Origin of the sequence: Streptomyces sp. SCPE 10 (genome assembly GCF_051980735.1) — a bacterium.
In the GTDB taxonomy this organism is placed as follows: Bacteria; Actinomycetota; Actinomycetes; order Streptomycetales; family Streptomycetaceae; genus Streptomyces; species Streptomyces misionensis.
In genome coordinates this window covers 4137632-4151674 of sequence record NZ_CP197069.1, presented here as the reverse complement: position 1 = coordinate 4151674, position 14043 = coordinate 4137632, and the positions used below count along the sequence as shown (strand labels likewise).

Genomic DNA, 14043 nt, shown 5'->3' with positions numbered 1-14043 from the left:
CACCTGCCGCAAATTCGACAGTCGGGGAGGGCGCGGTGCCGCAACGACGAGCGATCACGGGTCGCAGCCAGGAGCCGAGGGCTCGTTTCGCCGAGGAGCTGCGCTTACTGCGCGACCAACGCGGCCTGTCCCTACGGGCGTTGGCCGATCTCGCGGGCTGGGACGCGTCCCTCTTCGGCAAGATGGAGAAGGGACAGACGCTCGGGGGCCCGGAGGTCGTGATGGCCCTGGACACGTTCTACGACACGACCGACAAACTGCTGACCTTGTGGGAGTTGGCGAAAGCCGACCCGACGCAGTTCAGGGAGCGGTATCGGCAGTACATGGCCCTGGAGGCCGAAGCGCTCAGCATGTGGCACTTCGGTGGCAGCGTTCTGCACGGGCTGCTTCAGACCCGCGAGTACGCATGGGAGTTGCTCGCTGCGGGCGGCATCGTGGGAGACGAACTGGAACAGCAGGTCGACGCGCGTATGGGGCGCCAGAACGTGTTGAACGAGGAAGGCGCCCCACCGTTTCGAGCCATTCTCTCCGAGGCTGCACTTCGGAACTCACTACAGAATCGCCACCAGTGGCGGCGCCAACTGGAGCATCTGGCGGCCATGTCGGAGCGCCCGAGCGTCACTCTCTATGTACTGCCGTTCGGGGCCGGACTACACGGATTGATGGACACCGCTGTGACATTTCTGCGGCTTCCGGATGCTCGCACCGTTGCCTACGTCGAGACAGCCGTCAGCGGTGAACTCATCGAGGACGCCAACGGGGTTGAGGACTTGCAACGCAGATATGATGCGATTCGTGACGCGGCTCTAAACCCTGCCGCCTCGCAGACATTCATCTTGCGGATGTTGGAGGAAGCGCCATGCGAGCCATCGACCTCAGCACTCTGACCTGGCGCAAGAGCAGCTACAGCAACTCGGACGGCGGCGCCTGCGTCGAGGTCTCCGACAGCCTCCCCTCCCTCGTCCCCGTCCGCGACAGCAAGGACACCACCCGCACCCCCCTCCTCTTCACCGCCCCGGCCTGGACGGCGTTCGTTCAGGGGGTCAAGGTCGGCTGATCGTGCAGGAGGCGGATCCAGCCTCTTCGCCGAGTAGAGGGTTTCTTTGGGTTCCCTTGGTCTGAACGCGAGTTCACACTGGAGAGCCGGAGCATTGGACGCTCATGCACAACGGCATTCGGCCCAGGGGGACACATGAGCATTCCGGACGACAACGGCACACCGCCGCCGCCCGATCCGCCGCCCGTACCGCCCGATCCGCCGCCCGTGCCGCCCGATCCTCCGCCGACACCCGAGGAAGAAGACGAGAACGTCGTCCTCGGCGTTCGCGGGCGCATGCTGTGGATCGGGCCGGCGGCCGTTCCGCTGCGGAACATCACCTTGGTCAACCCCTACATCGACAAGCCCGACCGGTGGTCGGCCGCCGGCCGTCTCCTGATGTGGCTGTTGGGCATCGTCGTGATCATGGCCGGGGTGCAGGCCATCGGCGGGGGTGACATGCGGCTCGGCAGCCCCCTGCTCGTCCTCGTGATCGCTTTCGTCTGCTTCCTCGGCCGGGACCTCTTCGTCTCGGGGAAGCCGGTCCTCGCCGTCGAGACGGCCGGCGGGGCCCAGCTGGTCGTGACCCTGCCGAGCCTGGAGGAGCTGCGGCGCATCGCCGGGCAGATCGTGCACGCGATCAACAACCCGGAAGCCGAGTTCACGGCGATCGTGCACCAGTACAGCAGCAACAACTACGGGCCGGTCGTCAACATGACCGGCGGCCGGGGGAACACGGGGTTCAAGCTGTGAGCGACGGAACGACCAACAACTACGGGCCCGTGGCCAACATGAACGGCGGCCAGGGCAACATCGGCTTCAACTTCGGCACCGCCTACGGCGCCGCCTCCGATCCCGAACTCCACGCCGCCGTCGAGGAACTCACCCACCGGCTGCGGGACCTGCACCAGCACCTCACCGAGGACCAGGCCCGGACCGTCGACGAGGCCCTGCCCGAGCTGGTCCCCGACCGGGGCGTCCTGCGCGAGCGGGGCCTCATGCTGGCCTCGCTCGCGCAGATCGCGGCCGCCGTCGGAACGGTGGGCCGGCCGCTCGCCGAAGCGGTCGGCCGGCTGATCGAGCTGGTGCGCTAGCGGGCCTAACCCAGCACCCTGCCCAGCGCCCACACCACCGGTGCCGCCGCCGACAGCGGCAGGGCGACGCCCGCAGTGAAGTGGACGAAGCGGGAGGGGTAGTCGTAGCTCGCGACGCGGTGGCCGATCAGGGCGCAGGCGGCGGCCAGCGCACCGAGCAGGGCGCCCTTGGTGCCGAAGCCCGTCATGCCGCCCACCGCGATGCCCGCGCCCGCCGCGGCGAGCAGGGCGACGACGACCGAGGCCGGGGTCGGCAGCGGCAGCGCGCGGGCCAGCGCGGCGACCGCCACCGCCGCCGCGCCCACGGTGGCCGCGTGCGGGTCGGCGCCCAGGTAGCCGGTGGCCAGGATCGCCAGCGACGCCGAGGCCACCGTCGCCATCAGGCCGTACATCCGCTCGTCCGGCGAGGCGTGCGAGCGGAGCTGGAGGACCAGGGAGAGGAGGACCCACACGCCGAGCGTGCCGAGGATCGCCGCCGGGGCGGAGCCGCGGCCCGCGGCCAGCACCGCCGCGTCCGCCACCAGACCGCCCAGGAACGCCAGCGCGATGCCCTGCCGGGCCGGCCACATGCCGTTCAGCCGGAACCAGCCCGCCGCCGTCACCGCCTGGAGCACCACCAGCGGGACCACGAGCGCGAACGTACCGAGTCCGGCGGCTCCCGCGAGCAGCAGCCCCAGCAGCGCCGTGAGCAGCGCCGGCTGCATGCCGGGCTCGATGATCGGCGAACGGCCCTCCAGCCGCGCCCGCTGCGCGTCGGTGATCCGGGCGTTGCCGGCGAGCGTGGCGGGACCGTAGGCGGGCTCGCCCTCGGAGGTGCCGGCCGCGGGGGCGGCCACGGAAGCGGCCTCCGCCACCGGCACCGGCTGCGGCTGCGGCTGCGGCTGCGGCTGGGCCATCGGCTGTGCGCCCGAGTGCGTCACCGGCTGCGGCTGGGAATGAGCCATCGGCTGCGGCTGCCCCTGCGGCAGCCCGCCGCCGTACGAGCCCGCGAACGAGCCGTGCTGCACGTCCTGCTGCTGGAAACCCTGGTGCGGGTACGGCTGCTGCTGGTACTGCGGCTGCGGATACTGCTGCTGGTACGGCTGCTGCGGGTGCTGCCGACCGCCCTGCGACTCCCCCACCGGCGGCAGGTACGCCGTCTCCTCCGCCGCCCGCACCGGCTGGACCGGCGCGTGCGTCTGGGTCTCCCAGGTCTGGCCCTGCCAGTGCTGGGTGTCGTCGGGGTCGTAACCGCCCTGGGCGGAGGGGTGCCCCGGCCACTGGGAGTGCTGCTGGTTCGGGTCGTAGCCCTGGTACGGGCCGCCCTGGTACGGCTGGTCGCTCATCGGCTCACCCTCCTGCGAACGGCGGGAGCACCTCGACCGTGCCGCCCTCGGCCAGCCGTACCGTCTCATGCGCGCGCGTGCCGACGGGGTCCCCGTCGACCAGGAAGGAGCAGCGCTGGAGCACGCGGGTGAGTTCACCGGGGTGCCGCTCGCGCACGGCGGTCAGCGCGTCGGCGAGCGTCGCCGCGTCGTACGGCTCCTCGGCGACTCCGGCCGCGGCCTTGGCGGCGGCCCAGTAGCGCACCGTGACCTTGGGCATCTGGTTCCTCAATCGACGGCGGTCGACGGGCCTTCACGGCCGTCGAACGGCTGGGGAATGTCAGTAGGTACAGGGTCAGGCTAGCCGGACCGGCGGGCGGCCCAGCCCCCGATGCGGTCCACCAGGGCGTCGTCCGCCGCGTGCTCCGCGTGGCCCATGCCCGGCTCCAGCCAGAGTTCGGCGTGCCCGCCGGAGGCCTCGGCGAGCATGCGCGGGTGGTCGAGGGGGAAGTAGCCGTCGCGGTCGCCGTGGACGATGAGCAGCGGGGTCGGAGCGATCCGCGGGACCGCCTCCACCGGGGAGAGCGGCACCGGGTCCCAGTCGCGGTGGTGGATGCGGGTGCGCAGGCCGTAGCGGCCGACCAGGCGGCCCGTCGGGCGGGTGACCAGCCAGTGCAGCCGGCGCATCGGGGCGGTGCCCCGGTAGTACCAGCGGGCGGGCGCGCTGACCGCGGCCACCGCGTCGACCGTGCCCGGGTACAGGGCCGCGTGCCGCAGCACCACCGAGCCGCCCATGGAGAAGCCGACCGTCGCCACCCGCTCGTGCCCGAAGCCGCGCGCCCACTCGACGGCCGCGGCGAGGTCCAGCACCTCCTTGTCGCCGACCGTGGAGCGCCCGCCCGAGCGCCCGTGGCCCCGGAAGGAGAAGGTGACGACGGCACCGTGCCGGGCGAGCCCGGCGGCCACCCGGCGCACGTGCGGCCGGTCGACGTCACCCGTGAAGCCGTGCGCGACCACCAGGACCGGGCCGGTGCCGGGCGCGGCCGGGCCCGGCTCGTATACGGCCTCCACGGGTGTCGCATCGGCCGTACGCAGAAATGTCCTGACAGGTCCCCGTCTGCCTGTCTCGTCATCCGGACGTACGGTGGAACGTGCCACATGACCTGCCGGGCGGTTGCTCATGTGGGCTATTCTGCTGGGCAGAGGACTCGGGCAGCGTAGCCACCGGGTCCTTTTGTGCTTTCGGAAGCGTTGTATACAAAGCGGTGATCCTCGGGTGACCGCAGGTGTACGGGGCCTTCGGGAACGCAAGAGCAGTGCCCGTCCGCACAGTTCTCGCAGGGACCGAGGAGGAACCAGATATATGAGTTCTCTGCTGCTCCTGACCAACGCCCTCCAGCCGTCGGCAGAAGTCCTGCCCGCCCTCGGCCTGCTGTTGCACAGCGTCCGGGTGGCCCCGGCCGAGGGACCGGCCCTGGTCGACACCCCGGGCGCCGACGTCATCCTCATCGACGGCCGCCGCGACCTGCCGCAGGTGCGCAGCCTGTGCCAGCTGCTGCGCTCCACCGGCCCCGGCTGTCCCCTGGTCCTCGTGGTCACCGAGGGCGGGCTCGCCGCCGTCACCGCCGACTGGGGCATCGACGACGTGCTGCTCGACACCGCGGGGCCGGCCGAGGTGGAGGCGCGGCTGCGGCTCGCCCTGGGACGCCAGCAGCTCACCCACGACGACTCCCCGATGGAGATCCGCAACGGCGACCTGTCCGTGGACGAGGCGACCTACTCCGCCAAGCTCAAGGGCCGCGTCCTGGATCTCACCTTCAAGGAGTTCGAGCTGCTGAAGTACCTCGCCCAGCACCCGGGCCGGGTCTTCACCCGGGCCCAGCTGCTCCAGGAGGTGTGGGGCTACGACTACTTCGGCGGCACCCGGACGGTCGACGTGCACGTACGGCGGCTGCGGGCGAAGCTCGGCCCGGAGCACGAGTCGCTGATCGGCACCGTGCGGAACGTCGGTTACCGATTCGTTACGCCGGAGAAGGGGGAGCGGAGCGAGGAGAAGGGCAAGGCCGAGGCGAAGCGGACGAAGGCGGACAACAGCGGTGCATCGACCGCGCCGGCGGAGGACCAGGTGCACGCGGAGGCCTGATCCGTCACACCTTCCGGCGAATTCCCGCCACGTCCGCACACGAAAGCGTCGGCCGCGCATGGCCGACGTCCCGCCCGGGCATGGAACACCCTGCCCGAGCTGGGTCAATCCGCGTAGACTCCGCGCGTGGCCAAGGTGACTCGGGATGATGTGGCGCGGCTGGCGGGGACCTCCACCGCCGTTGTCAGCTATGTCATCAACAACGGACCCCGGCCGGTCGCCCCGGCAACGCGCGAGCGTGTCCTCGCCGCGATCAAGGAGCTGGGCTACCGCCCCGACCGGGTCGCCCAGGCGATGGCGTCGCGGCGCACCGACCTCATAGGGCTGATCATCCCGGACGCCCGCCAGCCCTTCTTCGGGGAGATGGCGCACGCCGTGGAACAGGCCGCCTCCGAGCGCGGCAAGATGGTCCTGGTCGGCAACACCGACTACGTCAGCGAGCGCGAGGTCCACTATCTGCGCGCCTTCCTCGGCATGCGGGTCTCCGGACTGATCCTGGTCAGCCACGCGCTGAACGACCTCGCCGCCGCCGAGATCGACGCCTGGGACGCCCGGGTGGTGCTGCTGCACGAACGCCCCGAGGCGATCGACGACGTGGCCGTGGTGACGGACGACCTCGGCGGCGCCCAGCTCGCCGTGCGCCACCTGCTGGAGCACGGCCACCCGTACGTCGCCTGCATGGGCGGCACCGCGGACACCCCGGCCGTCGGCGACCCGGTCTCCGACCACGTCGAGGGCTGGAAGCGGGCCATGGCGGAGGCGGGCCTGAGCACCGAGGGCCGGCTGTTCGAGGCCCCGTACAACCGCTACGACGCCTACCGGGTGGCGCTGGACATCCTGGCCGGGCCCCGGCGGCCCCCGGCGATCTTCTGCTCCACCGACGACCAGGCGATCGGCGTGCTGCGGGCCGCGCGGGAGCTGCGCATCGACGTGCCCCGGGAGCTGGCGGTGGCCGGCTTCGACGACATCAAGGAGGCCGCGTTCGCGGACCCGCCGCTGACCACGGTCGCCTCGGACCGCTCGGCGATGGCCCGCGCGGCGGTCGACCTGGTGCTGGACGACGGGCTGCGGGTGGCCGGGTCCCGGCGCGAGCGGCTGAAGACGTTCCCCTCCCGCCTGGTGGTGCGCGCCTCCTGCGGCTGCGGGGCCTGACGGGCTCGTCTGAGAGGCTGGTGAGAGCCGGTCCCGAGCCCCGAGATGCTTCCTTATATCGGGCAAACGAGGTTCTGCCGGGCTTCTCAGCGAGCACTCAGGAAGCTCTCATGGTCGCCGGGGACGCTTCTTTCATGACCGAGAGCCTCCGCCGCAGCGGCGAGTACGAGTACGACAGTCAGCAGTACGGCTACTCCGCTCCCGTGAACCCCGAGTGGCCGCCCCCGCCGCCGTACGAGCCGGCGGCGACGGCCCCCCTGCCGGCCCCCGAGCCGCCGGCGCGGAAGCGCCCGCGCGGACCCGTCGCCCTCCTCGCGGCGGTCGCCATCGTCGCGGCGGCGGTCGGCGGCGCCACCGCGTACGGCTTCCAGGAGCTGACCGGCAAGGACTCCGTGACCGCCACCGGGACCAGCACCAACGCGGTGCCGGCCGGCAAGCGGGGCAACGTCGCCGCGATCGCGGCCGCGGTCAGCCCGAGCGTGGTGGAGATCAACGCCACCCTCGACAACGGCTCCTCCACCGGCTCCGGCGTGATCATCTCCGGCAACGGCGAGATCGTCACCAACAATCACGTGATCGCGGGCGCCCAGTCGGTCAGGGTCCGCACCAGCGACGGCCGCTCCTACACCGCCGACGTCGTCGGCACCGACCGCTCCAAGGACCTCGCGCTGATCAAGCTGGAGGGCGCCTCCGGGCTGAAGGCGGCGACCCTCGGCAACTCCAGCAGCGTGCAGGTCGGCGACTCGGTCGTGGCGATCGGCTCCCCCGAGGGCCTGACCGGCACCGTCACCAGCGGCATCGTCTCCGCGCTCGACCGGGACGTCACCGTGCCCACCGACGAGAGCCAGGGGCAGGGCGCGGGCGGCGACGGACAGTGGCCGTTCCAGTTCGGCGGCCGCCAGTTCAACGGCGACACCGGCTCGTCCACCACCACCTACAAGGCGATCCAGACGGACGCCTCCCTCAACCCCGGCAACTCGGGCGGCGCGTTGATCGACGCGGCCGGGAACATCATCGGCATCAACTCCGCGATGTACTCGTCGAGCCAGCAGCAGTCCTCGTCCTCGGACGCGGGCAGCATCGGCCTCGGCTTCGCGATCCCCGTCAACACGGTCAAGGCCGACCTGGCCAAGCTGCGGTCGGGCGGGCAGAACTAGCGCACCCGGTCGGGCCCCCGGGCCCGCCACAGCGTCACTCGCAGTGTCTGGAGGAACATCATGATCACGCAGGTTTTCCACCAGGAAGCGGGCCGCGGCCCGGCCGACCTCTCCCTCTCCCTCGCCGTCGCGCGTCAACTGCACGCGCCGGCCGCCCCCGCCCCCCGCGCCCCGGAGATCATCCCGACGCCGGTGCCCCAGCTGATGGGCCTGCGCCGCAGCGCCGCCGACCGCCCCCACCGCCGCAAGGTGCCGCTGCACCGGCTGACCGCGATGCGCAGCCTGGCGGCCCTCGGCACCTGACCCTTGGCGTCCGGGCCCCCGGGCCCGGCACCATGGGAGGCTGTAGACACCGAACCGACGCACCCGGACCCGGGCAGCCCGAACCGAGCCCCCCACCTCCACAAGGAATCGCGAGCATGAGCCCCGCCGAAGGCGACCGTGACACCCAGCGCATCCTGATCGTCGACGACGAGCCGGCCGTACGCGAGGCGCTCCAGCGCAGTCTCGCCTTCGAGGGGTACGACACCGAGGTCGCCGTCGACGGCGCGGACGCGCTGGAGAAGGCCGCGGCGTACAAGCCGGACCTGGTCGTCCTCGACATCCAGATGCCCCGGATGGACGGTCTGACGGCGGCCCGCCGCATCCGGGGCGGCGGGGACACCCTGCCGATCCTCATGCTCACCGCCCGCGACACGGTCGGCGACCGGGTGACCGGCCTGGACGCGGGCGCCGACGACTACCTCGTCAAGCCCTTCGAGCTGGACGAGCTGTTCGCCCGGATCCGCGCCCTGCTGCGGCGCAGCTCCTACGCGGCGGCCGTCTCGCCCGAGGCCCAGGCGGACGAGGCCCTCACCTTCGCCGACCTGCGCATGAACCTGGCGACCCGCGAGGTGACCCGGGGCGGCCGACAGGTCGAACTGACCCGCACCGAGTTCACGCTCCTGGAGATGTTCATGGCGCACCCGCGCCAGGTGCTCACCCGCGAGCAGATCCTCAAGGCGGTGTGGGGCTTCGACTTCGAACCGTCGTCCAACTCGCTCGACGTCTATGTGATGTACCTGCGGCGCAAGACCGAGGCGGGCGGGGAACCCCGGCTCGTGCACACCGTGCGGGGCGTCGGCTACGTCCTGCGGCAGGGCGGCGCCGAGTGAGCCGACTCGTGCGGCGCTACCGTTCGCTGCCGATCAGGGCCCGGCTGGCCGTGCTGGTCGCGGCGGCGGTGGCGTTCGCGGTGGCGGCGGTCTCCGTGACCTGCTGGTTCATCGTGCAGGGCAAGCTGTACGAGCAGGTCGACAACGATCTGCGCCGAACGGCGCCGCGGCCGGCCGCGGAGACGGTGTACAACCTGCTCTCCGCGTGTCCGCAGAAGCCGGCCGACACCTCCCCCTACGGCGTCCTGCGGTCCCGCGAGACCGTCTACACCCAGCTGGTGAAGCCGGACGGCACGCCCTGCGTCCCCAGCGACTCCGCGGGCACGGTGAAGACCACCGAGGCCGACCGGGTGGTGGTGCGCGACGCCGTCACCCACGGCGACGGCATCCTGCGCAACGGGACGGACACGGACGGCAACGACGTCCGGGTGCTCACCATGCCGCTGGTGATCGACACCAACGTGGGCCCCCAGCTGTACCCGGGGGCGGCCATGATGATCGGCGTCCCCCTCAAGAACACCGAGAAGACCCTCAACGACCTGGCGCTCGTCCTGCTGCTGGTGTCCGGGGTGGGCGTGCTGGGCGCGGGGGCCGCGGGCCTCGCGGTGGCCCGCGCCGGACTGCGCCCGGTGGACAAGCTCACCGAGGCCGTGGAGCACCTGGCCCGCACCGAGGACCTGACCATCCGCATCCCGGTCGCGGAGGAGGCCGAGGACGAGGTGGCCCGGCTGTCCCGGTCGTTCAACTCCATGACGGCCTCCCTGGCCGGCTCCCGGGAACTCCAGCAGCAGCTGATCGCGGACGCCGGGCACGAGCTGCGCACACCGCTGACCTCGCTGCGCACCAACATCGAACTGCTCACCCGCAGCGAGGAGACGGGCCGTCCGCTGCCCCCCGAGGACCGCAAGGCGCTGCTGGCCTCGGTGAAGGCGCAGATGACCGAACTCGCCTCCTTGATCGGCGACTTGCAGGAGCTGTCCCGGTCGGAGGGCCAGCACGGCGAGCGGGTCCAGGTGGTCTCCTTCCAGGACACCGTGGAGGCGGCCCTGCGCCGGGCCCGGCTGCGCGGCCCCGAGCTGACCATCACGGCGGACCTGGAGCCCTGGTTCGTGCGCGGGGAGCCGTCCGCGCTGGAGCGGGCCGTGGTGAACGTCCTCGACAACGCGGTGAAGTTCAGCCCCGAGGGCGGCACCGTCGAGGTCCGCCTCACCGGGGGCGTGCTCACCGTCCGCGACCACGGTCCCGGTGTCCCCGAGGACGAACTCCCGCACGTCTTCGACCGGTTCTGGCGCTCCCCCGGCGCCCGCTCGCTGCCCGGCTCCGGCCTCGGCCTGTCCATCGTCGCCCGTACGGTGCAACAGTCCGGCGGCGAGGTCGCCTTGGCCCGCGCGGAGGGCGGCGGCACGGTGGTGACGGTCCGGCTGCCGGGGGCGCCGGTGCCGCCGCCGGAGACGGCCGCGGCCGAGGTGGCCGGATAGGCGGGGCGGCCGCGGCGGCCGGGGACACCCGCGCGGACGCCGTGTCCCTGCGTCCGCCGCCAGTTCCGCCCGCCGCTCCCGCCCGCCCCGTACCCTCGTACACATGAGCAGCGACGACACCGTACGGGCCTTCCCCGCCCGCTCCATCGAGACCCTTTCCGCGCTCACCCCGGACCAGGCCGAGGCCGTGCTCACCCTGCTCGGCGAGGCCGCGCGGGTCGACGGGCAGCAGCCGGTGTCCGAGCAGGGCCGGCTGCAACTGCGCGGGGGTGCCCGCGAGGGCGTCACGCATCTGCTGCTGACCGTCGACGGCGAACTCGCCGGTTACGCCCAGCTGGAGGACACCGACCCGGTCGAGGCGCCGGCCGCCGAACTCGTCGTCCACCCCGCGTGCCGGGGGCACGGGCACGGCCGCGCGCTCGGCTCGGCCCTGCTCGCCGCCTCCGGCAAGCGCCTGCGGGTGTGGGCGCACGGCGGACACCCCGCCGCCCGTCACCTCGCCCAGGTCCTCGGCCTCACCCTGTTCCGCGAACTGCGCCAGATGCGGCGGTCGTTGACCGACCTCGAACTGTCCGAGCCGCGGCTGCCGGAGGGTGTGAGCGTGCGCACCTTCGTGCCCGGCAAGGACGACAGCGCCTGGCTCGCGGTCAACGCGGGCGCGTTCGCCCACCACCCCGAACAGGGCTCGCTGACCCAGCGGGACCTGGACGACCGCAAGGCCCAGCCGTGGTTCGACCCGGCCGGGTTCTTCCTCGCCGAACGGCGCGGGGAGCTGATCGGCTTCCACTGGACCAAGGTGCACGCCGAGGAGGGCCTCGGCGAGGTCTACGTCCTCGGGGTCCGCCCCGGCGAGCAGGGCGGCGGCCTCGGCAAGGCGCTCACCGCCATCGGCCTGCGCCACCTCGCCGCGCAGGGCCTGCCGACCGCGATGCTCTACGTCGACGCGGACAACTCGGCCGCGGTGGCGGTGTACGAGCGGCTGGGCTTCGCCACCTACGAGACGGACCTGATGTACCGCACCGAAACGTGAGGTAAGGGGACGGAGGGGGCGGCCGTGTTGACGGCCGCCCCTCTTTTGCACCACCCTTTCACTACTCAATTAGTGAAAGGGTGGTTCTACGCGTGGTCGACTACCGCATCGACCGGCACAGCGGTGTCGCCACCTACCTCCAGATCGTCCAGCAGACCAAGCAGGCCCTGCGCCTCGGACTGCTGCGCCCCGGGGACAAGCTGCCGACGGCCCGGGAGGTCGTCGAGGCCACCGCCATCAACCCCAACACCGTCCTCAAGGCCTACCGCGAACTGGAGCGGGAGGGCCTGGTCGAGGCCCGGCGCGGGCTCGGCACCTTCGTCCGCCGGTCGCTGGGCGCCGCCCCGGCCGACTCCCCGCTGCGCGCGGAGCTGGAGGAGTGGGCCCGGCGCGCCCGCGCGGGCGGCCTGGAACGGGACGACGTGGCCGCGCTCTTCACCGCCGTACTCGACAAGCACTTCCAGGGAGAACCGTCATGAGCAGCGACACGGCCCTGCGGGCCGACGCTCTGGGGAAGAGGTTCGGCCGCCGCGGCGGCTGGGCCCTGCGGGACTGCGCGTTCCGGCTGCCCACCGGGCGCGTGTGCGCCCTCGTAGGGCCCAACGGAGCCGGCAAGTCCACCCTCCTGGCCCTCGCCGCCGGGCTGACGGCCCCCACCGAGGGCGGCCTCACCGTCCTCGGCACCACCCCGGCCGAGGCCCGCCCCCGGGTCGGCTACGTCGCCCAGGACAAGCCCCTGTACCCCCAGCTCACCGTCGCCGAGACGCTGCGCATGGGCGCCGCGCTCAACCCCGAGCGCTGGGACCCGGCCGTCGCCGAGCACGTCGTCACGAGCGGCGGCCTCGACCCCGCGGCCCGCGTCCGCACCCTCTCCGGCGGCCAGCGCACCCGGGTCGCGCTCGCCCTCGCCCTCGGCAAGCGGCCCGAACTGCTGCTCCTGGACGAGCCGATGGCCGACCTCGACCCGCTGGCCCGGCACGACCTGATGGGCACCCTGATGGGACAGGCCGCGCGCTACGGCACCACGATCGTGCTGTCCTCGCACGTCATCGCGGAGCTGGAGGACTCCTGCGACCACCTGCTGCTGGTCGGCGGCGGCCGGGTCCGGCTGGCCGGCGAGATCGACGAGCTGCTCGCCGCCCATCTGCGGATCAGCGGCGCAGCCGCGGACGCCGACCTCGACCCGCACACCGTGGTGGAGTCCCGGGTCACCGGCCGCCAGCTCACCGCGCTGATCCGGCCCGCCGGACCGGTCGCCGACGGCTGGCGCACCACCGCGCCCTCCCTGGAGGAACTCGTCCTCGCCCATCTGCGCAGCCCCGGCGCACCGAGCCTGACCGAGGAGCGTGCCGCATGAGCGCCCTGACCCTGACCACGCCGTCCGCCGAGCGGCCCCGGCAGACCCGCTGGCTGCTGCGGCTGCACCGGCCCGCGCTCTGCGCCTGGGGCGCCCTGGCGGTCGTCCTGGCCGCCCTGCTGCTCGCCCTCGCCGGCCCCCTGGTGAACGCGGCGGCCGACGGCTGGCGGCAGTACCGGGCGTGCGGCATGAACCCGCGGTGCAGCTACGACCAGGCCGCGATCATGCGCTACAAGGACTACTACAACTACGCCACCATCGCGCTGAACCTGCTGCCCTTCGTGGTGGCCGCCTGGGCGGGCGCCGCGCTGACCGGCCGCGAGCTGGAGTCGGGCACCGCCCGGCTCGCCTGGACGCAGGCCGACTCCCCGGCCCGCTGGCTGACCGTGCGCCTCGCCGTCCCGGCGCTCGGCCTGGTGGTCACCACCGGCCTGCTGAGCCGGCTGCACCACCTTGCCTGGGCCGCGGGCGAGGGCCGGATCGACTCCGCCAAGGAGTGGTACGACCGCTACACCTTCCATGCGAACGGCCCCACCCTCGCGGCCCTCACCCTCGCCGGACTCGCGGCCGGCGCCCTGGCCGGCCTGCTGGTGCGCCGGACGCTGCCCGCGCTGGTCGTCGGCGTCCTGGTGACCGGCGGGCTGCGGGCGCTGACCGAGCTGGCACTGCCCCACCTGTGGCCGGCGGTCACCCGCACCGGCTCCGTGGACCGGTTCGTCCCCGGCGACGGACTGCAGGTCGACCAGGGCATGGTGACCCGCGGCGGCGCCCATGTGCCGGCCCCGTCCTGCGACAGCACGGCCGGCTGCGACGCGGCGTACAAGGACTTCACCGGGCGCTACGACGTCTTCCACCCGGCCTCCCACTTCTGGCCGCTCCAGCTGTCCACCAGCGCGCTGCTCCTGGCCGTCACCGCGCTCCTGGTCACCGCCTGCTTCCTGACCCTGCGCCGCCAGACCGGCGCACTGCGCCCGCCGAAGCCGACGAGGACGGCGGCCTGACTTCGGACCGCCCGCCGAAACCCCTCGGTGACCCGGGCCGCCCGCCGAGCCCCCGGCGAGGCCCGCCCGGCCCTTCGCCGCCCGGCTCCGGGACCGTACGCCGCCGCGCGCGTCCGCGCGGTCCCGGCCGGCCGGGG

General features: G+C 72.9%; 17 protein-coding genes. 14 read left to right on the top strand and 3 right to left on the bottom strand.

All coding sequences use genetic code 11. The features are described from left to right. Positions 1-35 precede the first annotated feature (35 nt). From ACSP97_RS19280 to ACSP97_RS19265, 4 genes are all read left to right on the top strand, one after another. Positions 36-887: a helix-turn-helix domain-containing protein gene (locus tag ACSP97_RS19280; RefSeq protein WP_355327953.1), complete on the top strand. Its 852-nt coding sequence runs from the start codon at positions 36-38 to the stop codon at positions 885-887. Next, positions 860-1057, top strand: coding sequence for a DUF397 domain-containing protein (locus ACSP97_RS19275; RefSeq protein ID WP_440553512.1), 198 nt, complete (start codon positions 860-862; stop codon positions 1055-1057). Before ACSP97_RS19280 ends, ACSP97_RS19275 begins: the two co-directional genes overlap by 28 nt. A gap of 135 nt (positions 1058-1192) precedes the next feature. Then, positions 1193-1789, top strand: coding sequence for a DUF6232 family protein (locus ACSP97_RS19270; RefSeq protein WP_440553510.1), 597 nt, complete (start codon positions 1193-1195; stop codon positions 1787-1789). After that, positions 1786-2130 carry a hypothetical protein gene (locus tag ACSP97_RS19265; RefSeq protein ID WP_355532362.1) on the top strand — a complete coding sequence of 115 codons (345 nt, stop codon included), beginning with the start codon at positions 1786-1788 and terminating at the stop codon, positions 2128-2130. The genes ACSP97_RS19270 and ACSP97_RS19265 overlap by 4 nt, the downstream gene beginning before the upstream one ends. Before the next feature lie 5 nt (positions 2131-2135). On the opposite strand, the gene ACSP97_RS19260 is transcribed toward ACSP97_RS19265, so the two are convergent. The 3 genes from ACSP97_RS19260 to ACSP97_RS19250 form a co-directional block, all read right to left on the bottom strand. Further along, positions 2136-3455 carry a hypothetical protein gene (locus tag ACSP97_RS19260; RefSeq protein ID WP_440553507.1) on the bottom strand — a complete coding sequence of 440 codons (1320 nt, stop codon included), beginning with the start codon at positions 3453-3455 and terminating at the stop codon, positions 2136-2138. Between the two features lie 4 nt (positions 3456-3459). Further along, entirely contained in the window at positions 3460-3714 is a 255-nt protein-coding gene (locus ACSP97_RS19255) for a MoaD/ThiS family protein (protein ID WP_355149498.1), read from the bottom strand. Positions 3715-3794: 80 nt separating this feature from the next. Next, a complete protein-coding gene (locus ACSP97_RS19250; protein WP_440553505.1) occupies positions 3795-4616 on the bottom strand; it encodes an alpha/beta hydrolase in 822 nt (273 codons plus the stop codon). Positions 4617-4797: 181 nt separating this feature from the next. On the opposite strand from ACSP97_RS19250, the gene ACSP97_RS19245 reads away from it, so the two are divergent. The 10 genes from ACSP97_RS19245 to ACSP97_RS19200 all read left to right on the top strand — a co-directional run bounded on the left by ACSP97_RS19245 (position 4798) and on the right by ACSP97_RS19200 (position 13906). Continuing rightward, a complete protein-coding gene (locus ACSP97_RS19245; protein ID WP_355149493.1) occupies positions 4798-5577 on the top strand; it encodes a response regulator transcription factor in 780 nt (259 codons plus the stop codon). A 126-nt stretch (positions 5578-5703) separates the two neighbouring features. Further along, positions 5704-6729 carry a LacI family DNA-binding transcriptional regulator gene (locus ACSP97_RS19240; protein WP_355149491.1) on the top strand — a complete coding sequence of 342 codons (1026 nt, stop codon included), beginning with the start codon at positions 5704-5706 and terminating at the stop codon, positions 6727-6729. A 134-nt stretch (positions 6730-6863) separates the two neighbouring features. Next, on the top strand, positions 6864-7886 hold the full coding sequence (locus tag ACSP97_RS19235; RefSeq protein ID WP_355327939.1) for a S1C family serine protease: 1023 nt from the start codon (positions 6864-6866) through the stop codon (positions 7884-7886). A 60-nt stretch (positions 7887-7946) separates the two neighbouring features. Next, complete coding sequence (locus ACSP97_RS19230; RefSeq protein WP_355149487.1) at positions 7947-8189, top strand: hypothetical protein; 243 nt, start codon at positions 7947-7949, stop codon at positions 8187-8189. Between the two features lie 116 nt (positions 8190-8305). Beyond that, positions 8306-9040: a response regulator transcription factor gene (locus ACSP97_RS19225; RefSeq protein ID WP_355149485.1), complete on the top strand. Its 735-nt coding sequence runs from the start codon at positions 8306-8308 to the stop codon at positions 9038-9040. After that, positions 9037-10518 carry a HAMP domain-containing sensor histidine kinase gene (locus ACSP97_RS19220; protein ID WP_355149483.1) on the top strand — a complete coding sequence of 494 codons (1482 nt, stop codon included), beginning with the start codon at positions 9037-9039 and terminating at the stop codon, positions 10516-10518. Before ACSP97_RS19225 ends, ACSP97_RS19220 begins: the two co-directional genes overlap by 4 nt. A gap of 103 nt (positions 10519-10621) precedes the next feature. Continuing rightward, positions 10622-11548 (top strand): mycothiol synthase, encoded by a 927-nt coding sequence (gene mshD, locus ACSP97_RS19215; protein WP_355149481.1) that lies wholly within the window; start codon positions 10622-10624, stop codon positions 11546-11548. Positions 11549-11640: 92 nt separating this feature from the next. Beyond that, positions 11641-12027: a GntR family transcriptional regulator gene (locus ACSP97_RS19210; protein ID WP_355149478.1), complete on the top strand. Its 387-nt coding sequence runs from the start codon at positions 11641-11643 to the stop codon at positions 12025-12027. Next, the gene (locus tag ACSP97_RS19205) at positions 12024-12905 is read left to right on the top strand and encodes an ABC transporter ATP-binding protein (protein ID WP_355532354.1); all 882 of its coding nucleotides are present in this window, start codon (positions 12024-12026) and stop codon (positions 12903-12905) included. The genes ACSP97_RS19210 and ACSP97_RS19205 overlap by 4 nt, the downstream gene beginning before the upstream one ends. Beyond that, on the top strand, positions 12902-13906 hold the full coding sequence (locus ACSP97_RS19200) for an ABC transporter permease (RefSeq protein ID WP_355149473.1): 1005 nt from the start codon (positions 12902-12904) through the stop codon (positions 13904-13906). Before ACSP97_RS19205 ends, ACSP97_RS19200 begins: the two co-directional genes overlap by 4 nt. The last annotated feature ends 137 nt before the right edge of the window (positions 13907-14043 follow it).

Coding starts and splice junctions, on each gene's coding strand:
- ACSP97_RS19225 (WP_355149485.1), top strand. CDS start 8,306: ATGAGCCCCGCCGAAGGCGACCGTGACACCCAGCGCATCCTGATCGTC.
- ACSP97_RS19205 (WP_355532354.1), top strand. CDS start 12,024: ATGAGCAGCGACACGGCCCTGCGGGCCGACGCTCTGGGGAAGAGGTTC.
- ACSP97_RS19255 (WP_355149498.1), bottom strand. CDS start 3,714: ATGCCCAAGGTCACGGTGCGCTACTGGGCCGCCGCCAAGGCCGCGGCC.
- ACSP97_RS19260 (WP_440553507.1), bottom strand. CDS start 3,455: ATGAGCGACCAGCCGTACCAGGGCGGCCCGTACCAGGGCTACGACCCG.
- ACSP97_RS19245 (WP_355149493.1), top strand. CDS start 4,798: ATGAGTTCTCTGCTGCTCCTGACCAACGCCCTCCAGCCGTCGGCAGAA.
- ACSP97_RS19275 (WP_440553512.1), top strand. CDS start 860: ATGCGAGCCATCGACCTCAGCACTCTGACCTGGCGCAAGAGCAGCTAC.
- ACSP97_RS19250 (WP_440553505.1), bottom strand. CDS start 4,616: ATGAGCAACCGCCCGGCAGGTCATGTGGCACGTTCCACCGTACGTCCG.
- ACSP97_RS19270 (WP_440553510.1), top strand. CDS start 1,193: ATGAGCATTCCGGACGACAACGGCACACCGCCGCCGCCCGATCCGCCG.
- ACSP97_RS19200 (WP_355149473.1), top strand. CDS start 12,902: ATGAGCGCCCTGACCCTGACCACGCCGTCCGCCGAGCGGCCCCGGCAG.
- mshD (WP_355149481.1), top strand. CDS start 10,622: ATGAGCAGCGACGACACCGTACGGGCCTTCCCCGCCCGCTCCATCGAG.
- ACSP97_RS19230 (WP_355149487.1), top strand. CDS start 7,947: ATGATCACGCAGGTTTTCCACCAGGAAGCGGGCCGCGGCCCGGCCGAC.
- ACSP97_RS19235 (WP_355327939.1), top strand. CDS start 6,864: ATGACCGAGAGCCTCCGCCGCAGCGGCGAGTACGAGTACGACAGTCAG.